We start from the raw sequence: 24,161 nt of genomic DNA on the forward strand, positions 1-24,161 counted from the left end.
CTTCTCCATCTCGCCACGCGGCGGCATGGCCGTTGGTTACAACAAATACGACTCAAGATACAGAGGGCAGATCGCGGCCGTGCCGCCCTATTCCTCGGTCTTGAGCAGCACCGCTTCGCCGATCATCGCGAACAGCAGGAACGGCGCCCAGGCGGCGAGAAATGGCGGGTAGGCGCCGAGATTGCCCATCGCGAGCGCGAAATTGTCGGCGACGAAGTAGAGGAAGCCGAGGCCCATGCCGATCACGGCGCGGACGAACAGCTTGCCCGACCGCGCGATGCCGAACGCCGCGACCGCGCCGAGCAGTGGCATCAGCACCGCCGACAGCGGGCCGGACAGCTTGTGCCACAGCGAACCTTCGAGCGCCTTGGTCGGGCGTCCAGCCGCCTTGAGATCGCTCACGGCCTCGCGCAGCGCGCCGAACGACATCGATTCGGCGTCGACGTTGGACAGGGTGAACTGATCGGGCCGCACACCGTCGCCGATCTTGATGGTGCCGAGCGGCGTCATCGTGCCGCCGGCGACGTCGAAGCGCTGCGCGGCGGGAAGGCGCCAGCCGCTGCCGTCGCGGGTCGCGCGCTTGCCGCTGACCAGTGACTTGAGCACCGCGCCCTCACGTTCATAGACGGTCACGCCAGCCAGCTGCGCCGCATCGCCGCGGCCGCGAATCTGCTGGACGTGGATGAGGTGGGTGCCGTCGCGCACCCACACATTGCTGCGGTCGCCGCGATCGACGGGGAGCGGGCCGTATTCGACCTTCTTCCATTGCGCGAGCGTGGCGCTGGCGCGGGAGACGATGCGGTCGTTGAAGGTGAACGAGATCGCCGCGACACCCAGCCCGGCGAGCATCAGCGGCGCCAGCACCTGATGCGCCGACAGCCCCGACGCCTTCATCGCGATCACTTCGCTGTTCTGGTTGAGCGTCGAGAGCGTGATGATCGTACCGAGCAGCACCGAAAAGGGCAGGAAGGTCGCGATGATCTGCGGCGTGCGCAGGCTCACATATTTCCACACCTGCGCGTCGCCATTGCCGGGATAGGTCAGGATGCGGCCGGATTCGCTGAGCAGGTCGAGCGTCTGGAGGATCAGCACCAGCCCGAACAGGAAGGCGAAGGTGTTGATCAGGAACGAACGCGCCATGTAGAGCGACACCGTCCGCGACGGGAAGAAGTCGGTCAGCCCGCTCATGCCGACACCGCCTTGCGCCGCCGTCCGGGCAGATAGCGGCGGATCGCCTTCCATGTCTTGGCGAAGAATTTCTCGAGCGCGCCGATCGGCTGGCCGCCGGGCACGAAGGCAATGGTGTAGAACATCCAGATCACCAGCCCGGCGAAGATCAGGAATGGCCCCCATAGCGCGAGGATCGGATCGATCCGCCCGAGGCTGCCGATCGACTGGGCGTATTCGTTGATCTTGTGATAGGTGACGATCATCACGATCGACACGAACACGCCGAGCGCGGAGGTCGATCGCTTGGGCGGCACGCCGAGCGCGAGCGCCAGCAAGGGCAGCAGGAACATCGTCGCCACCTCGACTACGCGGAAGTGGAAGGCGGAGCGGCTGGTGTCGCGTTTCTTCTCGGTCTCTTTGGGATCGCCGCCCATCCGCGCCAGTTCGGGCAAGGTCAGCTCGAGATTGCGCTCGCCGCGCTGACGGAACTGCTCGAATTTGGGCAGGTCGATCGGCAGGTCGTGCGCATCGAAGGTCAGCACGCGGGGCGTGCCGAACTTGGGCGACTGGTGAATCAGCGTGCCCTTGGTCAGGCGGAAGATGATGACGTCGGGATCGTCAGTGCGGAGGAACTGGCCCTTTTCCGCGGTCGCCGACACCTGATCGCCGCCGGGGGCGCGGGCGTTGACGAAGATGCCCGAGAGATTACGGCCCTCGTCCTCGCTGCGCTCGATCCGCAGTGTCATGCGGTCGCCCATGTTGGTGAACTCGCCGACCTTGATCGACGCGCCCAGCGCACCGGTGCGCAGCTCGAAGCGCAGCGCCTCATAGTTGAAGCGGGCATAGGGCTGGATGTAGCCGACGATGGCGAGGTTTAGGCCCGCCAGCAGCAGGCAGTACATGTACGGCACGCGCAGCATGCGGCCGTAGCTCATGCCGACGGCGCGCAGCACGTCGAGCTCGGACGAGGTCGCGAGGCGGCGGAACGCGAGGAGACAGCCGAGCAACAGCCCGATCGGAATGCCGAGGCCGAGATATTCGGGCAGCAGGTTGGCGAGCATCCGCCACACCACGCTGACCGGCCCGCCCTCGCTCGCGACGAAGTCGAACAGGCGCAGCATGCGGTCGAGCACCAGCAGCATCGCCGAGATCAGCAGCGTCGAGATCAGCGGAACCGCGATCAGGCGCGCCATGTACCGGTCGAGTGCGGTCATTCGGAAGCTGCGCCCTAGATCATCAAGCTCGCCGGACGAACCGGCTGGGACGGGCAGCTATATCGAATGAGACCAGTAAATCCACCCGTTAGCGTTACGCGATGACACCCACCGCTTGGCCCGCCGCCTTGAACATGCCGAGCACGCGCTGGATCTGTTCCGGCGTATGTTCGGCGCAGAGCGAGCAGCGCAGCAGGAAGGTGCCGGCCGGGGTGGCGGGCGGGCGGGCGAGGTTCACGTACAGGCCGTTTTCGAGCAGCGTCTGCCACATCGCCGCGCCCTGCACCTGATCGGTCAGGATGACGGCGATGATCGCGCTGTCGGCATTTTCGGTGCCGAGCTTGAAGCCCATTTCCTTGAGCCCGGCGTGGAGCGTGCGGGCATTGTCCCATAGCCGCTCGCGCTTGGCGGTCGCGGTCATCAGCTTGCGGATCGAGGTCGCGGCGGTGGCCACCACCGAAGGCGGCAGGCTGGCGGTGAAGATGTAGGCGCGGCAGGCGAGGCGGATCGCCTCGAACTTCGGGTGGTTCGACACGCAGAAGCCGCCAACCGTGCCGACCGATTTGGAGAAGGTGCCGACGATGAAATCGACATCGCCCTCGCACCCCAGCGCCTCGTACACGCCGCGACCGTTGGGGCCGTAAAAGCCCATCGAATGCGCTTCGTCCGAGAGGACCATCGCGCCGTGCTTCTTGGCGACGGCGACCATTTCCTTGAGCGGGGCGATGTCGCCGAGCATCGAATAGACGCCCTCCAGCACCACCAGCTTGCCGGCTTCGGGCGGCAGGCGGCCGAGGCGCTTGTCGAGGTCCTCGACGCTGTTGTGACGGAAGCGGACGATTTCGGCGACGCCCTGTTTGCAGCCGTCATAGATCGAGGCGTGGCTGTCCGCGTCGAGGATGATGTAGTCGCCCTTGCCGGCGAGGGTCGAGATCATCCCGAGATTGGCCATGTAGCCGGTCGAGAAGACGATCGCGCCGGTCGTCCCGTAGAAGTCGCGCAGCGCCTGTTCGACCTCCATATGGTCGCGGAAGGTGCCGTTGAGCATGCGGCTGCCATTGGTGCCGCTGCCGAACTGATCGAGCGCAGCCTTGCCCGCGGCGATGACGTCCGGGTCGAACGTCATGCCCATGTAATTGTAGGTGCCGAGCAGGATCGTGTCCTTGCCCTTGATCACCGCTTCGGTCGGCGACTTCACCTGCTCCATCACCACCGCATAGGGATCGGTGAAGCCGGCATCGAGCAGCGCGCGGCGTTCGGCGATGATCGCGTCGAACTTGCTCATCAGGTCGGGCTTCGCGCCAACCAGTTCGGTCGGCGCGTCGGGCGTTGCGATCGCGTCGGTCATCTCAGTCGGCCTTCAGCTTCTGCACCGCATCGACCAGCTGGCCGACGGTCTCGATTTCGGCCTGCATGTTCATCGTGATGATGATGTCGAATTCGTCCTCGATCGCTGCGACGAAATCCATCACGGTCAGGCTGTCCCATTCGAGATCGCCGGCGAAGGTGGTGGCGTCGGTGAGTTCGATGCCCTTCTTGTTGAAGGGCTCGATCTGGGCCGAGACGGTGGCGAAGATGTCGTTACGGTCGCTCATGCGCGGTCCTTAGATTGCTGTGCCCGCAGTGCCAAGCGATTGCGGCGGAAACGGGGTGAGGTTGGGGCGGAGCGTGACCTACCCAAAATGATCGAAGTTGACAGTGTCCTGAGGGGAAGTTGACAGTTTTGGGGGGTGTCATGCGCGGCAGATCAGCGGTTGGCGAGGGGCGGCGTCATCGGCTGAGCCAAGCAGGCGAAATCCTACATTTCAAGCTAAAGCAGCCGGTTGGCGCGATACCAGTCGGCGGTCTGCTTCAACCCCTCGGGCGTGGCGATCTGGGGCGCCCAGAGCCTGGCCGGCGGGCGGCGGTCGGGCGTGGCGGTCCAGTCGGGGTGGCACAGATAGGCGGCGCGGTCAGGGGTGAGCTTGGCGAAGCTGTCGCGGAAGAACGGGTCGGCCCAGCCGGCGAATTTGAGCAGCGCGCGGGGCATGGGCAGGGGCAAAGGCCGCTTGCCGACCGCAGCGCCGACCAGCCGCGCAAATTCGCTGTGCGTGTAGCCGCCGTCATGGCCGTCGTCGCATTCATAGGTTTCGCGGCCGGGATCGGTGGCGGTGAGCGTGACGAGCAGGCGGGCGAGGTCGGCGACATGGATCAGCGAGATGCGGCCCGGCGGCGGCAGGATGACGAGGCCGAGCTTTGCCATGCGGAAGACGTCGCGCATTTCGAGGTCGCCGGGACCATAGACGCCGGGCGGGCGGATCATGGTCCAGTCGAGGCCGGACTTGCGCACCGCATGCTCGGCGCGTTCCTTCGAGCGGCCATATTCGGACAGGTCCGGCTCGCGGGCGGCCATCGACGAGACGTGGACGAAGCGTTTGACGCCCATCGAGGCCGCGGCGGCGGCCATGTTGCGGGTGCCGTCGACATTGCCGTGGATGAAATCGAGCTTCGACCCGTTCACGACGCCGGCGATGTGGATCACCGCGTCGGCGCCGCTGGCGAGGCGGGCGAGGCTGTCCTCTTTCGCCAGCGTGCCGTTGACCCAGGTGACGCCGTCGCGCGGCGGCTGATCGCGGCGGGTGAGCGCGCGGACGTGGAAGCCGCGGGCGAGGGCGTTGTCCACCGTTGCCTTGCCGACGAAGCCGGTGGCGCCGGTGAGGGCGAGGGTGGTCACAGCAGCGCCATGTGGTTGCGGTGGACCAGCGCGGAGCGCGGGGCGTAGCCGAGGCGGTCGGCCTGATCCTCGCTGCGGATGCCGAGGATCGCCTGTGCGTCGGCGGCGTCATATTCGGCGAGGCCGCGCGCGATCGGGCCGTTGGGACCTTCGATCGTCACCAGATCGCCGCGGAAGAACATGCCGCGGATCGACGTCGCGCCGATCGCGAGCAGGCTGCGGCCCTCGGCGAGCGCCTTTGCCGCGCCTTCGTCCACGGTGATGCTGCCCTTGGCGGTGAGGCGACCGGCGAGCCACGCCTTGCGCGCGCGGGTGCGCTTTTCGGGGAGGAAGACGGTGTGGCGGGCGTCGGCGGAGAGCGGGCGGTCGATGCGGCCATTGGCGATGGCGAGCGACACGCCGGCACTGGCGGCGATGCGCGCCGCCTCGATTTTCGAGACCATGCCGCCCGAGCCCATGCCCGAGGCCGAGCCGCGGTCGGCCATATTCTCGATGCGGCGGTCGATCCGCTCGACCGTGGCGATATGCTCCGCGCCGGGCAGAGCGGGGTTGCGGTCGTAAAGGCCGTCAATGTCGCTGAGCAGCACGACGCCGTGGGCGTCCGCTGCTTGGGCGACGCGCGCGGCGAGGCGGTCATTGTCGCCGAAGCGGATTTCGGCGGTGGCGACGCTGTCATTCTCGTTGATGATCGGGACGACATTGAGCGACAGCAGGCGGCCGAGCGTGGCGGCGGCGTTGAGGTAGCGGCGGCGGTCCTCGAGATCGTCGAGCGTGACCAGCATTTGCGCGGCGGTGAGGCCGTTCGCCGCGAGCACCTCCGCCCAGACCTGCGACAGCGCGATCTGGCCGGTGGCGGCGGCGGCCTGCGCGTCCTCGAGGCTGGCGCGGCCGCCCTTGACGAGCTTGAGGCGGCGGGCGCCGAGCGCGATCGCGCCGGACGAGACGACCGCGACCTGCTGGCCCGCAGCCACGCGCGCGGCGATGTCGGCGGCGATGCCTTCGAGCCAGCCGCGGCGGATCGCGCCTTCGGGATCGACGAGCAACGCCGAGCCGATCTTGACGACGAGACGCGGGCAGGAGGCGGGCGGGAAGAGATGCATCGTGACGCGCGCTTAGCGTGCGCGGCCCCCGTCGCCAATCTCAGTCTTGCTTGCCCCCGAACGTATAGCTGAGCGCGAACCCCAACGAGGGCTGGTTGCGCGAGCCGGCGGTGCGAACATAGGGCGAAGCCGCGGCGTCGCCGACCAGCCGGTCGTAGCGAGCATAGGCGGCGATGCCCCAGCGGCGGCTGAGCTGGTGCAGATAGCCCGCAGTGACGCCGACGCTCTCGATCCCCCCGCCCGGGCTGTAAGTCGGCAGGCCGGATGCGACGCTGTCTGCCGGGGTGACGCCATACCAGGCGCGGTGATAGCCGGCATCGGCGAGGGCGACGCGCGGACCGATCGAGAACATCCAGTCGTCGCGGTCGCGCCAGACATAGTCGAGGCTGACTTCACCCACCCACCCGCGATGGCCGCTCACCGCCTTGCGCGCCTCCGCCCGGACGCGCAGCTGGTCGGCCAGGTACGTCTGGACGAAGCCGCCGATTTCGAAGCTGAAATCGACTTCGTGCAGCGCGAGGCCGATATCGGATGGCTTGCGCTTGCTCTCGAACCCCAGCGCCGGGCCGAACTCGACGCCGCCGGTGCGGGCGATGGTGAAGCCGAAGCTCTCGTCGGGCGCCTCGAACGGGAAGGGATCGTCGCCGCGGGCGCGGGAGATGTCGAAGAACGGGCCGAACGACAGGTCCGATGCGCCCGGCGTGGCGGGGGACAATTGCGGCCCGGCATAGATTCGCGTGCGCATCGGCTCGCGTTCTGCCTCTGGCGCGTCGGTCTGTGCGGCGGCGGGCGTCGCGATGACGAGCGCGACGAGCGTGAAGGTGCGGACGGGCATGGATACTCCGATGTTACGCGGCGCGAACGAGCCGGGGTGCCCGGTGTTCCGTCAGATCGGCGACCATTCCAGTTCGTCTTCGCCCTCGTCGTCTTCGCTCACCCGCGCATGATCGGGGCCGATCGCTTCGAGCAGCTTGTCGAGCGCCCAGTCGAGGCCGATGCCGGCCGCGCCCGAAATGGCGATGACCTCGGCGCCGCTGGCTTCCTCCAGTTCGGCGGACAGCGCCGCGATCAGCTCGTCGTCGAGCATGTCGATCTTGTTGAGAGCAACGATGATCTTCTTGTCGAGCAGGCCCGCGCCATAGGCGTCGAGCTCATCGCGGACGATGCGATAGCTCTCGCCGACGTCAACGTCATTGGCGTCGACGAGGTGGAGCAGGACCTTGCAGCGCTCGATATGGCCGAGGAAGCGGTCGCCGATGCCGGCGCCTTCGGCCGCGCCCTCGATCAGGCCCGGGATGTCGGCGACGACGAATTCGTTGCCCTTGTGGCGCACCACGCCGAGCTGGGGGCGGGTGGTGGTGAAGGCATAGGCGCCGACCTTGGCCTGCGCATTGGTGACGGCGTTGATGAAGGTCGACTTGCCGGCATTGGGCAGGCCGACCAGCCCCGCATCGGCGAGCAGCTTGAGCCGCAGCCAGACATAGGCTTCCTCGCCCGGCCAGCCGGTGCCGTGCTGGCGCGGGGTGCGGTTGGTGCTGGTCTTGTAGCTCGCATTGCCGCGGCCGCCGTCGCCGCCGCGCAGGAAGACGATGCGTTCGCCCGCCTTGGTGAGATCGGCGAGCAAAGTGCGTTCCTCGTCATCGGCGAGGATCTGGGTGCCGACGGGGACCTTGATGACGAGATCGTCGCCGCCCGCACCGGTCTTGTTGCTGCCCGATCCGCCATGGCCGCGCTGGGCGCGGAAATGCTGGGTGTAGCGGAAGTCGATCAGCGTGTTGAGGCCGGGCACGGCTTCGAAGATGATGTCGCCGCCCTTGCCGCCGTCGCCGCCGTCGGGGCCGCCATATTCGATATACTTCTCACGCCGGAAGCCGACGGCGCCGCCGCCGCCCCAGCCGGATTTGACGTAGATCTTGGCCTGGTCGAGGAAATGCACTGGATCAGCCCCACATCTTTTCGAAGCGCGGCGAAGCGATCAGCTGACGCAGCGCGATTTCGCGCGCCGCGCCGCGCGGCAGGCCGAGCGATTTGGCAAGCGGTTCGCCGAGCAGCGCGTCGCCCATCGCCATCAGCACGAGGCTGAGCGTGTCCTCGCGCAACTCGACGCTCGATTCCTCGCCCTCGACCTCGGCGATCTGATCGACCAGCTGGTGGATCGTCTCGAGGATCGGGTCGAGCGCGTCCTCATTGCCCGACAGGATCATCCAGCTGGCGAGCGCGCCGGCGCCGGACTTGTCGAAGGCGTCGAAGGCGAGATCGACGACCTGGCGCGGCTTGTCCTCGCTGCGCTGGCTCTGGTCGGCGCGAGCCTCAGTGATCAGCGTGGCGATGCGTGTGCAGACCGTCTCAGCGAGGCTGCGCGCGAGCGCGCGCTGAAGCCCCGCGGCCGAACCGAAATGGTGGAGCAGGTTGGCATGGGTGCGGCCGATGCGTGCGGCGACCGCCTTGAGCGTCACCGCCTGCGGGCCGGCTTCGATCAGGATCGCGCGTGCGGCTTCGAGCGCGGCGTCACGCGATTCCTCGGGGCTGAGGCGCCGCCGTTCGGGGAGGGGTGTTATTGACATCTGTGTAAGTAAGCGCTAGTTTCCAATGCCACGATGCCTTGGAGGAAAACCGTGTCGAACGCAAAGACTCCCGCCGACCTGACGATCACGCCGCGCGACCGGCGCTTCGGACGGGCCGCGCGGCAGGACCGCTGGTGGCTGAACGGCGATCCGGTGGCGACGGCGTTCTACAATGCGCTGTCGGTCACCTTTCCCAAGGGCGAGGCCTATTTCATCGAGAGCGTGAAGCAGTTCCGCGAAGGCGTGGACGACAAGCTCGCACGCGAGATCAAGGCGTTCACCGTGCAGGAAGTGGTGCACAGCCGCGAGCATGTCGCGTTCAACAAGCGCGTGCTCGACCATGGCTATGACATCAGCCGGCTGGAGGCGCGGATCGATCAGGTGCTGGAGATCGCGCGGGCGCGGCCGGCGATCGTCCAGCTCGCGGCGACGATGGCGCTCGAGCATTACACCGCGATCCTGGCGTCGCAGCTGTTGCGTAACCCCAGCCACCTCGCGGGCGCCGACGCCGAGAATGGCGAGATGTGGCGCTGGCACGCGCTCGAGGAGATCGAGCACAAGGGTGTCGCCTATGATACTTATCTGCACGCGACGCGCGGCATGAGCCGGTGGCGGCGGTGGAAGATCAAGTCGCTGACGATGATGCTGATCACCGGCACCTTCTGGGCGCACCGGATCGAAGGGACGCTGGAATTGCTGCGGCAGGACGGCATCACCGGCTGGCGTGCGAGAGCAGCGGTGGCGCGGTATCTGCTGGTGTCGCCGGGGCTGGTGACGCGGATGATTCCGGCGTGGCTGAGCTATTTCCTTCCGGGCTTTCATCCGTGGAATCACGACGACCGCGCGCTGATCGCGAAGGCCGACAGCGCCTATGAAGCGGCGGTTTTGCCAGCTGCTGCCTGAGCCGTTCAATCTCCATCATTGGCGATGGGGATTACTGAACGAACAATTTCAGAAATTGTCCGTTGCGGGGTTGAAACACCCGTAACGAAGTCCCAATTGCCGCATTGCAGCAAAGGGGAATATGCATGCGAGCGGCTTTCGCTATTCTTGGTCTTACGCTTCTCGCGGCCTGTAGCGGCGCGCAGCAACCGGCCGCGCCGCCGCCGTCGCAAGTGACCTTCGCGACCCCGCTGCAGCGTGAAGTAATCGACTGGGACGACTATACCGGGCGCTTCGTTGCGCCGGAGGATGTCGAGATCCGCGCGCGCGTCAACGGCGTGATCACCGGCGTGCATTTCCGCGACGGCCAGGATGTGCGCCAGGGCCAGCCGCTGTTCACGATCGACCCGCGGCCGTACCGCGCGACGTTGATGCAGGCGCAGGCACAGATCGCGCGCGCGCAGGCGGCGCTGACCAATGCCCGGCAGGTGACCGCGCGCAGCCGCAAGCTCGCCGCTGCGCAGGCGGTGAGCGCCGAGGAGCTCGAGACCAACGTCGCGGCCGAACGCGCCGCCGCTGCCGATCTCGCGGCGGGGCAGGCGGCGGCGTCGGCGGCACAGCTCAATCTTGGCTTCACCACCGTCCGCGCACCGTTCAGCGGGCGCGTCTCGGACCGCAAGGTCAGCATCGGCGATTCGGTCGCCGACGGTCAGACCGTGCTCACCCGCATCGTCTCGCTCGACCCGATCTGGTTCGAGTTCGAGGGGGCGGAGAGCTTCTACCTCAAGAATCTGCGGCAGGATGCGCGCGGCGAGCGCGGCTCGTCGCGCACCACCGCCAATCCGGTGCAGATCCAGCTCGCCGACGAGAATGACTATCGCTGGAACGGGCGCATGGCGTTCCTCGACAATGCGGTCGATCCCAACAGCGGCACGATCCGCGCGCACGCGGTGGTGCCCAATCCGACGCGATTCCTGACGCCGGGCATGTTCGGGCGTGCGCGCCTGCTGGGATCGGGCACCTATCGCGCGATGCTGGTACCCGACGAGGCGATCGTCACCGACCAGACCCGCCGCCTCGTCTATGTCGTCAGCAAGGACAACAAGGCGACCCCGCGCGTGGTCGAGATCGGCGCCAAGGCAGAGGGGCTGCGCATCATCCGTGACGGCCTCGCGCCGACCGATCGCGTGATCATCACCGGCATCGGGCGGTTGCAGCCGGGCGCGCCGGTCAGCCCGAAAAAGGGCGTGATCAAGCCGGACGCGACCAAGCAGGCAGCGCCGACCAAGCCGATCGAGGAGCCTGCGTCGAGTCAAGCCACCGTCCGCTAAAGGACCGAAGCGATGAAATTCCCGCATTTCTTCATCGAGCGGCCGATCTTCGCGGCGGTGCTGTCGATCCTGATCGTGATTGTCGGGCTGCTCGCCTTCCCGGCGCTGCCGGTGCAGCAATATCCCAACATCGCGCCGCCGACGGTGGTGGTCACCGCCACCTATCCCGGCGCGACCGCGGAAACGCTGGCCGAGACGGTCGCCGCACCGATCGAGCAGGCGATCAACGGCGTCGAGAACATGATCTACATGTCCTCGTCCTCGACCGGCAACGGCGTCGCGCAGATCACGATCAGCTTCAAGCAGGGCACCGATGTCGATCAGGCGCAGGTGCTGGTACAGAACCGCGTGTCGACCGCCGAACCGCGTCTGCCCGAGGACGTGCGGCGCATCGGCGTGACGGTGAACAAGAACTCGCCCGACTTCCTGATGGTCGTGTTCTTCACCTCGCCCGACAAGAGCCTCGACCTTCAATATATCGGCAACTACGTCAATCTGCAGATCCTCGACCGTGTCGCGCGAACGCCCGGCGTGGGTCAGGCGCAGGCATTCGGCGGGCGCGATTACAATATGCGCGTGTGGATCGATCCGGGCCTCGCCGCCGCGCGCGACATGACGGTGGACGAAGTCGTCAACGCGATCCGCGCGCAGAATGTTCAGGTCGCGGCGGGATCGGTCGGCCAGCCGCCTTATGGCAATGCCAGCCCCGCATTCGAGCTGGGCGTGCAGGCCAAGGGACGGCTCAGCTCGCCGGACGAGTTCGGCAAGATCGTGATCAAGCGCGATGCTGCCGGGCGGCTCACCTTCCTGCGCGACGTGGCGCGGATCGAGCTGGGTGCGCAGGATTATGGCTTGAATGGCTATCTCGGCAAGGAGCCTACGGTTGGCATTGGCGTGTTCGCGGCGCCCGGCACCAACGCGCTGGAGGCATCGGCGGCGGTCAAGGCGGAACTGGCCACGCTGGCCAAGGACTTCCCGCCGGGGATGACCTATCGCGTCGCATACGACCCGACGACCTATATCCAGGAGTCGGTCGATGCGGTGTACCAGACGCTGATCGAGGCGCTGGTGCTGGTCGTACTTGTGGTGATCGTGTTCCTGCAGAGCTGGCGCACCGCGGTGATCCCGGTGATCGCGATCCCGGTGGCGCTGATCGGCGCACTCGCGGTGCTGTTCGGCTTTGGCTATTCGATCAACACATTGTCGCTGTTCGGGCTGGTGCTCGCGATCGGCATCGTGGTCGACGACGCGATCGTGGTGGTCGAAAATGTCGAGCGGCTGATGGAGGAAGAGGGGCTCGACCCCCGCGCCGCCGCACACAAGACGATGGACGAAGTGTCGGGCGCGATCATCGCGATCAGCCTGGTGCTGACCGGCGTGTTCGTGCCGACGATGTTCATTCCGGGCATCTCGGGCGCCTTTTATCAGCAGTTCGCGATCACGATCGCGTCGGCCACGGTCATCTCGGCCTTCGTCTCGCTGACGCTGTCGCCGGCGCTGTGCGCGCTGATCCTGAAGAAGCCCGAACATGGCAAGGAACCGGCGCCGGGCTGGCGCGGGCTGCCGACGCGCGCGGCGCGGCGGTTCAACGACGGGTTTTCGAAGCTGTCGGCGAATTACGGAAAATTCACCGCGAAGGCGGTGCGGGCGCTGATGCTGATCGGCGTCGTCTATGCCGGCCTCATCCTGATCGCCGGCTGGCGCTTCACCGCGACCCCGAGCGGTTTCATTCCGCAACAGGACCAGGGCTATCTGATCGGCGTCGTGCAGCTTCCGCCGGGCTCGTCGCTCAACCGCACCGACGCGGTGGTGCGGCAGGCGGTGGCGGAGTCGCTCAAGCTGCCGGCGATGGCCGACGCGATGGGCTTTGCCGGCCTCGATGGCGCGAGCTTCTCGACCGCGCCCAATGCGGGCGTGATCTTCTTCGGCCTCAAGCCGCATGCCGATCGCGAGGACAGCGCAGAGGAGGTCTTGCAGAAACTCTATGGGGCGTTCGCCGGGATCAAGGGCGGCGACATCATGGTGATCGCGCCGCCGCCCGTGCAGGGTATCGGCACCGGTGGCGGATTCAAGATGATGATCGAGGACCGCAGTGGCCTCGGCTATGAGGCGCTGGCGCAAGCGGGCTTCGCGATGATGATGGCGGCGAACCAGCAGGAGAGCGTCGCGGGCGCGTTCACGATGTTCAACACGGGCACGCCGCGGCTGACCGCCGATGTGGACCGCGAGCGCGCCGAGCGGATGGGCGTGCCGGTGGCGAACGTGTTCTCGACGCTGGGCGCCTATCTCGGCTCGGCCTATGTCAACGACTTCAACTATCTCGGACGCACCTTCCGCGTCACGGCGCAGGCCGATGCGCCATATCGCGACGATCCGTCGGACATCCAGTCGCTCAAGACGCGGTCAGCATCGGGCGAGATGGTGCCGATGAGCTCGCTGATGACGCTGAAGAACGACGCCGGGCCGTATCGCGTGGTTCGTTTCAACCTCTATCCCGCGGCCGAGCTGCAGGGCGACACCAAGCCCGGCTATTCGACCGGCCAGACGCTGGCGAACATGGAGGCGCTGGCGGCGAAGACCTTACCGGAGGGTATGACCTTCGAGTGGACCGAGCTGGCGTTCGAACAGAAGCAGGCGGGCAATACCGGGGCGATCGCGTTCGCGCTGGCGGTGGTGTTCGTGTTCCTGCTGCTCGCTGCGTTGTACGAGAGCCTGGTGCTGCCGCTGGCGGTGATCCTGATCGTGCCGATGTGCCTGCTCGCCGCGATCGTCGGGGTGAACATCATGGGGCAGGACAACAACATCCTGACTCAGATCGGGCTGGTCGTGCTGATCGGTCTGGCGGCGAAAAACGCGATCCTGATCGTCGAATTCGCGCGCCAGAACGAGGATCAGGGCATGGACCCGCGCGCTGCGGCCGAGCATGCCGCGCACCAGCGGCTGCGGCCGATCATCATGACGTCGATCGCGTTCATCCTCGGCGTGCTGCCGCTCGTGATCGCGAGCGGCGCGGCGGCGGAACTGCGCTCGGCGCTGGGCGTCGCGGTGTTCTTCGGGATGATCGGCGTGACCATCTTCGGGCTGCTGTTCACCCCGGCCTTCTATGTGATCAGCCGCAAGTTCGGCGACTGGACCAGCGCGCAGTTCGCGAAGGTCCGCCGCAAGCCGCAAGATCCTGTCGTGGAGCCAGCAGAATGAAGCGCCTGATCCTTTCGCTGATGGCCGGATCGCTGCTCGCTGGCTGCGCCGTCGGGCCGAACTATCAACGGCCAGAAACAGCACCGACCGCAGCCGGTCCGTTCGTCGATCCGGGGACGACCAAGGTGTCGCCCGGCGCGGCGGAGGGCGAATGGTGGCGGCTGTTCAAGGACCCGGTGCTCGACCGGCTGGTCGTCGAGGCGCTGAGCTACAACACCGACATCCGGCAGGCTTCGGCGAATTTGAAGCGGGCGCGGGCGCAACTGTCCGAAACGCGTGGCCAGCGGCTGCCGACGACCGGGGCGAACGGGAGCTATACGCGCTCGCGGACCGGGGCGGAAAGCGCGCAGGGTGCGTTGCCGGCGGGTGTGGACGGGATCGAAAGCGACTTCTTCCAGCTTGGCTTCGACGCCTCCTATGAGATCGACATTTTCGGGCGCGTGACGCGTTCGATCGAGGCGGCGCGCGGCGATGTCGATGCGGCGCAGGCGGCGCTCGATGCGGCGCGCGTGGCGATCGCAGCGGAGACGGCGCGGACTTATGCGCAGGCATGCGGTTTCGCGGCGCAGGCCGAGGTGGCGCGCGAGACGGTGCGATTGCAGACGCGCACGCTGGAACTGACGCAACGGCTGTTCGAGGCGGGGCGCGGGACGGTGCGCGATGTCGATCAGGCGCGCGTGCTGGCGGAGAATGCGCGCGCGCAGGTGCCGCAGTTCGAGGCGGAACGGCGCGCGGCGCTCTATGCGCTGGCGACGCTGACGGGCAAACCGCCGGCGGAACTCGATGCGGCGGCGAGCCAGTGCGCGACGCCGCCGGGCGTGTCGGCGCTGATCCCGGTCGGCGACGGACAGGCGCTGCTCGCGCGGCGGCCGGACGTGCGGCAGGCCGAACGCAGCCTTGCGGCGGCGACGGCGCGGGTGGGCGTGGCGACCGCGGCGCTCTATCCGTCGATCCGGCTGCTCGGGTCGGTGTCGCTCGGCGCGCAGAATATCGAGGATCTGGGCAAGGGATCGTCGTTCAACTTTTCGCTCGGGCCGCTGCTGAGCTGGAGCATCCCCAACCTCACCGCGGCGCGCGCGCAGGTGCGGCAGGCGGAGGCGGGGGCGGAAGGTTCGCTCGCGGCGTTCGACGGCACCGTGCTGACCGCGCTGCGCGAGGTCGAGCAGGCGCTGGCACGCTATTCGGGCGAGATCGAGCGCAACGTCGCGTTGCGTCGCGCCGATGCGGCGGCGACCAATGCCGCGCGGATCGCGATCCTGCGCTTCGAGGCGGGGCGCGACAGCCTGCTCCAGCGGATCGACGCCGAGCGCGATCGGGCAGGGACCCGCGCCGCGCTGGCGCAGTCGAATGCGGCGCTGGCGGAGGCGCAGGTGGCGCTGTTCAAGGCGCTGGGCGGCGGCTGGGAATCTGCGCCGGCGCCGGCGCGGCGCGAGGGACCGGTTTCGGGTAGCTGATACCCGGAGAACGGGCGAAGCCGTGTTGCGTATCGGCTTCGCCCGTTCGTTACTTTCTCAGGCCGCCATTCGATCATACGGGTCAGTGACGTCGGACTCCGACAACCGCTGCTCGAATTCGGCGCACGGGACGACCTCGCAACGCGCACGCGAGAAGCGCGGGACGATCCGGCCGGTGGGCCGGAAGCCGAGCTTGCGCAGGACGCGGCCCGAGGCCGGGTTGTCGACGAAATGGCCGGCCGACAGCCGCGGAATGCGCAGCGTGCGCGCGATGTCGATCACCGCGCGGCCCGCCTCGGTCGCATAGCCGCGGCCCCACGCGTCCGGCGTGAGCCAATAGCCGAATTCAGCCGGTTCGCGCTCGTCCGGGCCATAGCCGATCCCGCCGACGATGCGGCTGACGCCGTCCTCGATCGCGCAGATCAGGAAGAAGGCGTCGGCCGGGCCGCGCGGGCGCGTCAGGAAATCCTCGGCATCGCCCAGCGCATAGGGCCAGGGCGCGCGCGCGAGATTCTGAACTACGGCGGCATGCCCGATCGCGCGGGCCAGTTCGGGCGCGTCCTCGATCCAGCCGGGACGCAGCGTCAGTCTTTGTGTCCTTGCGAACATCTGCACTCTCCTCGTTTGCGCCGTGGCCCGTTTTGATGACGGGACCGCGACGATTGCGACTGGAGGGAGCAAAGAAAAAGGGAGACCGGGGCGACCCGTCTCCCTTTTGCGGTCTCCTGAGGCGGAGACCCGGATCGCCCTGGCGGGCAACCCGGCTGGTTACCCAATGTTATTCGGCTGCTTCCGCAATCATCTCTACCGAGCAGAATTTGCGGCCGAGCTTGCCGTCGTGGAATCGCACGCGGCCATCGGTGAGCGCGAACAGCGTGTGATCGCGGCCGATGCCGACATTGGCGCCCGGATAGAATTTCGTGCCGCGCTGACGGACGAGAATGTTGCCGGCAATCGCAGCCTGGCCGCCGAACTTCTTCACGCCAAGGCGCTTCGATTCCGAATCACGGCCGTTACGCGAAGAGCCGCCTGCCTTCTTATGTGCCATTTCGCGTTACTCCTTACGCTTCAGCGGCCGCCGGGGCGTCGCCCTCGGTCGCCTTGGCCTTCGCGGCCTTCTTCTTGGTCTCCTGCGCACCGATCGCGGTGATCTTCAGGATCGTGTGGTTCTGGCGATGGCCGTTCTTGCGGCGATAATTGTGCCGACGGCGCTTCTTGAAGACGATGACCTTCTCGCCCTTCGCCTGCGCGATGATCTCGGCCGAGACGGTCAGGCCGTCGGTCGGCTTGAGGTCCGAACCCTCGCCAGCGAGCAGCACGTCGCCGAGCGTGATCGACGAACCGGCTTCACCGTCGAGCTTCTCGACGACGATCTTGTCTCCTGCGGCAACGCGATACTGCTTGCCGCCCGTGCGCACGATAGCGAACATGGGCCTCTTCTCAATTCAAATGCATGTGCCCGCGCAGGCCAGACCCGGCGGGAGGAAGGGCGCGGTTATGAGATTCGGGTGCGGAAGTCAACCTTGCGGTTGCTGTTTGCGGGCCTCGCGGCCCGGTTGCGGTGCCAGCCCGCTCCCCCACCCGGCCACCCATTTCAGAATATCCTGCCGATGGGTGGCCGGGTGGGGGAGCGGGCTGGCACCGCCTGAGTGCGCTCTTCCGCGCACTCAGCAAATTATCAGTGCCGGTGCTCGCGCTTCAACTGATAACGGCCGCCACTCATTTCCTCGAACAGCCCGCTGATCGCCGGATGATCGACCGGCTCGTCGCTGTCGTCGTGCAGCAGATTCTGCTGGCTGACATAGGCGACATAGCTCGACTCGGCATTCTCGGCGAGCAGGTGGTAGAAGGGCTGGTCCTTGCGCGGGCGCACGTCCTCGGGGATCGCCTCATACCATTCGTCGGTGTTGGCGAAGACCGGATCGATGTCGAAGATCACCCCGCGAAAGTCGAACACGCGATGCCGCACGACATCGCCGACGTTGAAGCGGGCGTGTGAAACCGGCGGGAAGGGAACCCCGGCGGTGGAAAGATCGAGAGTCGTGTGGGCGCGAGTCATGTCCTCAATCTAGTGTGCATTGCGCGCTGCACAAGAACTGCCGGAAGGGTGCTTGTGCGGCCCGGACCTTTCGGTTAGAGGCGCCCGCTCGACCGGTCGATGGCGCCGCCAGGCGCATTTCGGACCCCTCGCGGAGAGGTGGCAGAGTGGTCGATCGCGCCGCACTCGAAATGCGGTTTACGGGGAACCGTAACGTGGGTTCGAATCCCACCCTCTCCGCCATTTACTCGCCCCGTCCCGGCGTTCAGCTCTGCAGCTTGCCCAGAATCATCATCGACTGTTCGCCGCCCGATTTGGGGACGATCTCGCCGGTGCGGTCGGCGATCGCCTGCCAGTGGGCGGCGACGCCTTCCGGAGTCAGTTCGTCGCCTTGCAGGCGAACGCCCTGCGTCAGCGTGACATAGGCGGCCTGAAACACGCCGGCGCCGGCGCCGACGATCGCGTTGGTCGGCGCGTCCTCGCTGACGAGATAGAGCGCGGCGGGCGCGACGCTCTCGGGCGTGAATGCCTTGAACGCGGCTTCGGGGAAGATGTCCTCGGTCATCCGCGTGCCCGCGGTGGGGGCGAGGGTGTTGACGCGGATGTTATACTTGGCGCCTTCGAGGTAGAGCGTCTTGGTCAGGCCGGCGAGCCCGAGCTTGGCCGCGCCATAATTGGCTTGCCCGAAATTGCCGTAGAGGCCGGTCGATGAAGCGGTCATCAGGATGCGGCCGTAATTCTGCTCGCGCATCGTCGCCCACACCGCCTTGGTGGCGTTGGCCGAGCCGTTGAGGTGCACGTCGACGACGAAGCGGAAGTCGGCGGGCTCCATGTTGGCGAAGCTCTTGTCGCGCAATACGCCGGCATTGTTGATCAGGATGTGCACCCCGCCCCAGCGCGCCTTGGCCTCGGCGACCATTGCCTGCATCTGCTCGTAATCGGTGACGCTGGCGCCGTTGGCGATGGCTTCGCCGCCGGCCGCTTCGATCTCGGCGACGACCTGCAGCGCGGCGTCCGAATGACCAGCGCCGTCACGCGCGCCGCCCAGGTCGTTGACCACCACCCGCGCGCCGCGCCGGGCGAGTTCGAGCGCATAGGCGCGGCCAAGGCCGCCGCCAGCGCCGGTGACAATGGCGGTCTTTCCGTCGAATCGAATGCTCATATCTTGTCCCGCGAGTGAAGATGCGATGCCGCACCGCTAGCGAACCCGCGGGAATATGCAAATCGCGCTGTGGGCAGCGCGGCCCGGCAGGACCGCGCCGCTGGGGTCAGCCGCCGCGCTGGCGGCAATTGTCGAACTGGCCGCGCTTGCAGATCGGATAGCTTTGCAGCGGCGGGGGCGGGGGATAGGCTTCGGTCGGCGATGGCGACGCCTGGAAGATGACCTGCTGCCCCGGCGCGGGCGCAACCGACATCGGCGGCGTGGCGGGCTGGTAGCCGCCGACCGGATCGTCGACGGTCTGGCCGGCGGTCGGCGCGGCAGGCGCTGCGGGGGCGGGGGCCGTGTCCTGTGCGATGGCAGCGGTGCCGGTCATCGCGAGCGCCACAGCTAGGGCGATCAGCTTCATCGGGGTGTCCTCCTGACATTGACGGTCAGAGCAATCTGCTCGGCCCGCCAACGCATCAGGCGGCGAATCTTTCCGAAACGATCCTAGTGCCCGGCGTCGAGCGAATAGCCGGCCGAGCGCACCGTGCGGATGATGTCGGGGCGGTTGCCGATGTTGATCGCCTTGCGCAGCCGCCGGATGTGGACATCGACGGTGCGGCTCTCGATGTCGCTGTCATGGCCCCACACCGCGTCGAGCAGCCGCTCGCGCGAGAAGACCCAGCCGGGATGCTCGAGGAAATGCTTGAGCAGGCGGAATTCGGTCGGGCCGAGCGGCACGACGTCGCCGCCGCGGCGGACCTTGTGACCGACCGTGTCCATCTCGATATCGGCATAGCTCAGCGCCTCGCCGGCGAGCGCCGGGCGCACGCGGCGCAGCACCGCGCCGACGCGCGCGACCAGCTCGCGCGGCGAGAAGGGCTTGGTGACGTAATCGTCGGCGCCGGTCTCGAGGCCGCGCACGCGGTCCTCCTCCTCGCCGCGCGCCGTCAGCATGATGATCGGGACGTTAGCGGTCTCGCTCATCCGGCGCAGGCGGCGGCAGACCTCGATCCCCGACAGGCTCTCGACCATCCAGTCGAGCAGGACGATGTCGGGCGGCGATTCCTTGGCGAGCAGCAGCGCCTCCTCGCCGTCGGGCGTGTGGCGGATCTCGAAATCCTCGCGCTTGAAATGATAGATCAGCAGCTCGGCGAGCGCGGCATCGTCCTCGACCAGCAGCATCCGGACGCGGCTCATCTCAACCCTCCGAACTGTCGGTGTCGCGGTCGGCGAGGTAGCTGCCGGTCGCCGCGAAATAGACCATCTCGGCGACGTTGGTCGCATGGTCGCCGATCCGCTCGATATTCTTGGCGACGAACAGCAAATGGGCGACCTCGCTCACGGTGCGCGGGTTCTCGACCATATAGGTGACCAGCGTGCGGAAGATGCTGTCGTAGAAATCGTCGAGCCGGCTGTCGCGCTCGCACACCCGGATCGCGGCCTCGGCATCGCGCGAGGCGAACGCGTCGAGCACGTCGTGCACCATCTCGCTCGCCATCTGCGCCATCGCCGGGATGACCGAGATCGCCTCGATCCGGTCGCTGCCCGAGGCGTGGATCAGCGGCACGCGCTTGGCGATGTTCTTGGCATAGTCGCCGATCCGTTCGACCACGCCCGCGATCTTGAGCGCGGCGACGACGTCGCGCAGATCGTCGGCCATCGGCGCGCGCAGCGCGATGACGCGGACGGCCAGCTTCTCGACCTCGGCCTCGATCGCGTCGATCGCCTTGTCCTTGGCGCGGACCTGCTTGGCAAGCTCGGTATCGTTGCGCTGGAGCGCGGTCATCGCGTCGCCGATCGCTTGCTCGGCAAGCCCGCCCATCTGCGAGATGAGCGCGCGCAGCTGCTTGATCTCGCTGTCGAACGCCTTGACGGTATGTTCGTGACCGGTCGCCATTTAGCCGTACCTTCCGGTGATATAGTCTTTCGTGCGCTCCTGGCGGGGCGCGGTGAAGATCTGGTCGGTCTCGCCATATTCGATGAGCGTGCCGAGGTGGAAAAAGGCGGTGCGTTGTGAGACGCGGGCGGCCTGCTGCATGTTGTGCGTGACGATCACGATCGCGTAGCGGCCGCGCAGCTCGTGGATCAGTTCCTCGATCTTGGCAGTGGCGATCGGGTCGAGCGCGCTGCACGGCTCGTCCATCAGGATCACTTCGGGGTCGACCGCGATGGCGCGGGCGATGCACAGCCGCTGCTGCTGGCCGCCCGAGAGCGCGGTGCCGCTGTCCTGCAACCGGTCCTTGACCTCTTCCCACAGCCCGGCGCGCTTGAGGCTGCGCTCGACGATCTGGTCCATGTCGCCCTTGGCGCGGGCGAGGCCGTGGATGCGCGGGCCGTAGGCGACATTCTCGTAGATCGACTTGGGGAAGGGGTTCGGCTTCTGGAACACCATGCCGACGCGTGCACGCAGCTGAACCACGTCCATCGTCTTGTCGTAGATATTCTCGCCGTCGAGTGTGATCAGTCCCTCGACTCGCGCACTGGCGACGGTGTCGTTCATGCGGTTGAGCGTGCGCAGGAAGGTCGACTTGCCGCAGCCCGACGGGCCGATGAAAGCGGTGACATTCTCCATGTTCACATCGATGGAGACGTCACGGATCGCCTGCTTCTCGCCATAAAAGACGTTGACGCCCTGCGCCGCCATCTTGGGCACGCCCGGCGCGACCGCGGGGGCGGCGCTGGTTTCGGCAGTGTCTGCGAAATCGACTTGGGTCATCACCAGCGGGTCTCGAATCGGTTGCGAAGATAGATGGCGAGGGCGTTCATCGCGAGGAGGAACACCAGCAGCACGATGATCGCGGCGCTGGTCTTCTCGATGAAGCCGCGGCTGACCTCGTCCGACCACAGGAAGATCTGGACGGGCAGCACGGTGGCGGGATCGAACACGCCGCCGGGCGGGGTGACGATGAAGGCACGCATGCCGATCAGCAGCAGCGGCGCGGTCTCGCCGAGTGCGCGCGCCATGCCGATGATCGTCCCGGTGAGGATGCCGGGGAGCGCGAGCGGCAGGACATGGTGGAACACGACCTGCACGCGGCTGGCGCCGATGCCGAGCGCGGCGTCGCGGATCGAGGGCGGTACCGCCTTGATCGCGTTGCGCCCGGCGATGACGATCACCGGCATGATCATCAGCGCGAGCGTGAGGCCGCCGACCAAAGGCGCCGAGCGCGGCAGGCCGAACGTGCCGAGGAAGACGGCGAGGCCGAGCAGGCCGAAGATGATCGAGGGGACCGCGGCGAGGTTGTTGATCGACACCTCGATCAGGTCGGTCCAGCGGTTCTTCGGCGCATATTCCTCGAGATAGACCGCCGACAGCACGCCGATCGGGAAGGCGATCAGCAGCGTCACCAGCATCGTCAGCAGCGAACCCTTGAACGCGCCCCAGATGCCGACTGCAGTCGGATCGGTGGAGTCGGCACGGCTGAGGAAGCCGGCGTTGAAGCCGCTCTGCAACGCCCCGCGCTCGCGCAGCTTGCGCACTTCGGCCTGCATCGCGGGCTCGCCGCCGCCGTCCGCGGCCGCGTCGAGATCGCTGGAGGCGGGCACCCAGACATGCGCGCGCTGGCTGAGCAGGTTGGGATCGGCCTTGATCGCGTCGCGCACCGCGGTCCAGGCATTCTCGGCGATCAGTTCCTCGCCCTTTTCGCCGAACGCAGCGGTGGCGGCGGTGGCGACACGGTCCTGAAGACCGGCGCCGGCGAGCGCGAGATCGGCGCCGCGCGTCGCGAGCTGGGCGCGGTCGATGTCGAGCGGGGCGGCCTTGAAGTCGATCGGCAGCGCGACCTCGGTCCGCATGAAACCGGCAGCGCCGTTGCCGACCATCACCGCGAGCAGGAAGATCAGGAACGCCGCCGACATCGCCACGGCGGCGAGACCGAGCGCGCGGAAGCGGCGTTCGGCGCGATAGCGCTTGCGGATGCGCTTCTGCATCGCATCCGTCTTCCAGTCGGTGGGCGCCCGAAAGCCGACGGCGTCAGTCATAGGCTTCGCGATACTTCTTCACGACGCGCAGGGCGACGATATTGAGGAGGAAGGTGATCAGGAACAGCGTGAGCCCGAGCGCGAAGGCGGCGAGCGTCTTGGGGCTGTCGAACTCGGCCTCGCCGGTGAGCAGGTCGACGATCTGCTTGGTCACGGTGGTCGCGCTCTCGAACGGGTTGGCGGTGATGTTGGCGGCGCCCGAGGCGGCCATCACCACGATCATCGTCTCGCCGATCGCGCGGCTGACCGCGAGCAGCACGCCCGCGACCACGCCGGGCAGCGCGGCGGGGAGCAGCACCTTGCGGATCGTCTCGCTCGACGTGGCGCCCATTGCCAGGCTGCCGTCGCGCATCGCGCTGGGGACGGCGGCGATGCTGTCGTCGGCCATCGACGAGACGAACGGAATGATCATCACGCCCATGACGAGGCCCGCCGCCAGCGCGCTTTCCGAGCTGGCATAGGTAAAGCCCAGCGACACGGCGAAGTCGCGGATCGCCGGGCCGACGGTGAGCGCGGCGAAATAGCCATAGACCACGGTGGGGACGCCCGCGAGAATCTCGAGCATCGGCTTCATCCATTTGCGGACGACCGGCTTGGCATATTGGGTGAGGTAGATCGCGCTCATCAACCCGAACGGGATCGCGACGAGCATCGCGATCACCGCGCCGATGAAGAAGGTGCCCCAGAAGAGCGGCACCGCACCGAGCGTCGCGCCGGGATCCGCGGGATCGATCACCTGCGGGCTCCAGGTCGTGCCGAACAGGAAGTCGGTGATCGGGACCATCGCGAAAAAGCGCAGTGATTCAAACAGGAGCGACAGGAAGATGCCAAGCGTCGTGAGGATCGCGATCAGCGAGGCGACCAGCAGCGCGAGCATTACGGTGCGCTCGACGCGGGTGCGGGCGCGGAAGTCGGCGCGGATGCGGGTGTAAGCGAATGCACCGCAGGCAAAGGCCAGCAGGATCGCGATGCCGGTGCCGATCCAGCTATAGAAGCGGCTGGCCTGGAGATAGACCGGCGCGAGCTGCTCGGCGGCCGGGTAGAAGCCGTATTCGCTGCCCGCGGCGCGCGCGCGGATCTCGTTCAGCACCGCCTCGCGTTCATAGCCGAAGGCCGGCAGCGCGAAGGCTTGGGGATCGCGCAGCACGGCTTCGGTCGCGAGGTTGGGCGTGAAGATCGACCAGATGATGACGAAGAACAGCGCCGGGATCACCGTCCACATCGCGACGTACAGGCCATGCTGGCCGGGCAGCGAGTGTAGCCGGTGCTTGCTCGCCGCCCCGTACCGCGCGGCGCGCGCGCGGCCGGTGAGCCAGGCAATGACGCCCAGCCCCGTGACCAGAAAAAGAAGCGCGTAGAGGTTCACGGG

General features: G+C 67.1%; 24 protein-coding genes and 1 tRNA gene. 5 read left to right on the plus strand and 20 right to left on the minus strand.

The window, feature by feature from the left end; translation table 11 throughout:
• Positions 1 to 87 precede the first annotated feature (87 nt).
• From lptG to M9978_RS14890, 9 genes are all read right to left on the minus strand, one after another.
• Positions 88 to 1,188, minus strand: a complete 1,101-nt coding sequence (gene lptG, locus M9978_RS14850; RefSeq protein ID WP_254294519.1) for an LPS export ABC transporter permease LptG — start codon at positions 1,186 to 1,188, stop codon at positions 88 to 90.
• A complete protein-coding gene (gene lptF / locus M9978_RS14855; RefSeq protein WP_254294521.1) occupies positions 1,185 to 2,384 on the minus strand; it encodes an LPS export ABC transporter permease LptF in 1,200 nt (399 codons plus the stop codon). Before lptF ends, lptG begins: the two co-directional genes overlap by 4 nt.
• A 94-nt stretch (positions 2,385 to 2,478) precedes the next feature.
• Positions 2,479 to 3,732: a serine palmitoyltransferase gene (spt, locus tag M9978_RS14860; RefSeq protein WP_254294523.1), complete on the minus strand. Its 1,254-nt coding sequence runs from the start codon at positions 3,730 to 3,732 to the stop codon at positions 2,479 to 2,481.
• Position 3,733: 1 nt separating this feature from the next.
• Positions 3,734 to 3,979 carry an acyl carrier protein gene (locus tag M9978_RS14865; RefSeq protein WP_254294525.1) on the minus strand — a complete coding sequence of 82 codons (246 nt, stop codon included), beginning with the start codon at positions 3,977 to 3,979 and terminating at the stop codon, positions 3,734 to 3,736.
• Between the two features lie 215 nt (positions 3,980 to 4,194).
• Positions 4,195 to 5,097, minus strand: coding sequence for an NAD-dependent epimerase/dehydratase family protein (locus tag M9978_RS14870; protein WP_254294527.1), 903 nt, complete (start codon positions 5,095 to 5,097; stop codon positions 4,195 to 4,197).
• Positions 5,094 to 6,197, minus strand: a complete 1,104-nt coding sequence (proB, locus tag M9978_RS14875) for a glutamate 5-kinase (protein ID WP_254294529.1) — start codon at positions 6,195 to 6,197, stop codon at positions 5,094 to 5,096. The genes M9978_RS14870 and proB overlap by 4 nt, the downstream gene beginning before the upstream one ends.
• Positions 6,198 to 6,237: 40 nt before the next feature.
• Complete coding sequence (locus M9978_RS14880) at positions 6,238 to 7,032, minus strand: MipA/OmpV family protein (RefSeq protein ID WP_254294531.1); 795 nt, start codon at positions 7,030 to 7,032, stop codon at positions 6,238 to 6,240.
• A gap of 51 nt (positions 7,033 to 7,083) precedes the next feature.
• On the minus strand, positions 7,084 to 8,133 hold the full coding sequence (obgE, locus tag M9978_RS14885; RefSeq protein ID WP_254294533.1) for a GTPase ObgE: 1,050 nt from the start codon (positions 8,131 to 8,133) through the stop codon (positions 7,084 to 7,086).
• Between the two features lie 4 nt (positions 8,134 to 8,137).
• A complete protein-coding gene (locus M9978_RS14890) occupies positions 8,138 to 8,761 on the minus strand; it encodes a TetR/AcrR family transcriptional regulator (protein WP_254294535.1) in 624 nt (207 codons plus the stop codon).
• Between the two features lie 33 nt (positions 8,762 to 8,794).
• Between M9978_RS14890 and M9978_RS14895 the strand changes: the two genes are divergently transcribed.
• The 4 genes from M9978_RS14895 to M9978_RS14910 all read left to right on the plus strand — a co-directional run bounded on the left by M9978_RS14895 (position 8,795) and on the right by M9978_RS14910 (position 15,626).
• Positions 8,795 to 9,664, plus strand: coding sequence for a metal-dependent hydrolase (locus M9978_RS14895; protein WP_254294537.1), 870 nt, complete (start codon positions 8,795 to 8,797; stop codon positions 9,662 to 9,664).
• A 125-nt stretch (positions 9,665 to 9,789) separates the two neighbouring features.
• Positions 9,790 to 10,974, plus strand: coding sequence for an efflux RND transporter periplasmic adaptor subunit (locus M9978_RS14900; RefSeq protein ID WP_254294539.1), 1,185 nt, complete (start codon positions 9,790 to 9,792; stop codon positions 10,972 to 10,974).
• A gap of 12 nt (positions 10,975 to 10,986) precedes the next feature.
• The gene (locus M9978_RS14905) at positions 10,987 to 14,172 is read left to right on the plus strand and encodes an efflux RND transporter permease subunit (protein ID WP_254294540.1); all 3,186 of its coding nucleotides are present in this window, start codon (positions 10,987 to 10,989) and stop codon (positions 14,170 to 14,172) included.
• A complete protein-coding gene (locus M9978_RS14910; RefSeq protein ID WP_254294542.1) occupies positions 14,169 to 15,626 on the plus strand; it encodes an efflux transporter outer membrane subunit in 1,458 nt (485 codons plus the stop codon). The genes M9978_RS14905 and M9978_RS14910 overlap by 4 nt, the downstream gene beginning before the upstream one ends.
• Positions 15,627 to 15,683: 57 nt before the next feature.
• Here the strand turns inward: M9978_RS14910 and M9978_RS14915 are convergent, their stop codons facing one another.
• The 4 genes from M9978_RS14915 to hspQ all read right to left on the minus strand — a co-directional run bounded on the left by M9978_RS14915 (position 15,684) and on the right by hspQ (position 17,685).
• A complete protein-coding gene (locus tag M9978_RS14915) occupies positions 15,684 to 16,235 on the minus strand; it encodes a GNAT family N-acetyltransferase (RefSeq protein ID WP_254294544.1) in 552 nt (183 codons plus the stop codon).
• Positions 16,236 to 16,404: 169 nt separating this feature from the next.
• Positions 16,405 to 16,674, minus strand: coding sequence for a 50S ribosomal protein L27 (rpmA, locus tag M9978_RS14920; RefSeq protein WP_254294546.1), 270 nt, complete (start codon positions 16,672 to 16,674; stop codon positions 16,405 to 16,407).
• A gap of 13 nt (positions 16,675 to 16,687) precedes the next feature.
• A complete protein-coding gene (rplU, locus tag M9978_RS14925) occupies positions 16,688 to 17,056 on the minus strand; it encodes a 50S ribosomal protein L21 (protein WP_254294548.1) in 369 nt (122 codons plus the stop codon).
• Between the two features lie 248 nt (positions 17,057 to 17,304).
• Entirely contained in the window at positions 17,305 to 17,685 is a 381-nt protein-coding gene (hspQ, locus tag M9978_RS14930) for a heat shock protein HspQ (protein WP_254294550.1), read from the minus strand.
• Positions 17,686 to 17,817: 132 nt separating this feature from the next.
• On the opposite strand from hspQ, the gene M9978_RS14935 reads away from it, so the two are divergent.
• Positions 17,818 to 17,907 (plus strand) — tRNA-Ser (locus tag M9978_RS14935).
• Positions 17,908 to 17,929: 22 nt separating this feature from the next.
• Here the strand turns inward: M9978_RS14935 and M9978_RS14940 are convergent.
• The 7 genes from M9978_RS14940 to pstC all read right to left on the minus strand — a co-directional run bounded on the left by M9978_RS14940 (position 17,930) and on the right by pstC (position 24,158).
• The gene (locus M9978_RS14940; protein WP_254294552.1) at positions 17,930 to 18,826 is read right to left on the minus strand and encodes an SDR family NAD(P)-dependent oxidoreductase; all 897 of its coding nucleotides are present in this window, start codon (positions 18,824 to 18,826) and stop codon (positions 17,930 to 17,932) included.
• Between the two features lie 106 nt (positions 18,827 to 18,932).
• The gene (locus tag M9978_RS14945) at positions 18,933 to 19,232 is read right to left on the minus strand and encodes a hypothetical protein (RefSeq protein WP_254294554.1); all 300 of its coding nucleotides are present in this window, start codon (positions 19,230 to 19,232) and stop codon (positions 18,933 to 18,935) included.
• Between the two features lie 83 nt (positions 19,233 to 19,315).
• Entirely contained in the window at positions 19,316 to 20,008 is a 693-nt protein-coding gene (gene phoB / locus M9978_RS14950) for a phosphate regulon transcriptional regulator PhoB (protein ID WP_254294556.1), read from the minus strand.
• Position 20,009: 1 nt separating this feature from the next.
• Positions 20,010 to 20,708: a phosphate signaling complex protein PhoU gene (phoU, locus tag M9978_RS14955; protein WP_254294558.1), complete on the minus strand. Its 699-nt coding sequence runs from the start codon at positions 20,706 to 20,708 to the stop codon at positions 20,010 to 20,012.
• Positions 20,709 to 21,455 (minus strand): phosphate ABC transporter ATP-binding protein PstB, encoded by a 747-nt coding sequence (pstB, locus tag M9978_RS14960; protein ID WP_254294726.1) that lies wholly within the window; start codon positions 21,453 to 21,455, stop codon positions 20,709 to 20,711.
• 71 nt (positions 21,456 to 21,526) lie between these two features.
• Entirely contained in the window at positions 21,527 to 22,792 is a 1,266-nt protein-coding gene (gene pstA, locus M9978_RS14965; protein WP_254294560.1) for a phosphate ABC transporter permease PstA, read from the minus strand.
• Entirely contained in the window at positions 22,785 to 24,158 is a 1,374-nt protein-coding gene (gene pstC, locus M9978_RS14970; RefSeq protein ID WP_254294562.1) for a phosphate ABC transporter permease subunit PstC, read from the minus strand. The genes pstA and pstC overlap by 8 nt, the downstream gene beginning before the upstream one ends.
• Between the last annotated feature and the right edge of the window lie 3 nt (positions 24,159 to 24,161).

The organism is Sphingomonas tagetis (assembly GCF_024211275.1).
GTDB lineage: Bacteria > Pseudomonadota > Alphaproteobacteria > Sphingomonadales > Sphingomonadaceae > Sphingomonas > Sphingomonas tagetis.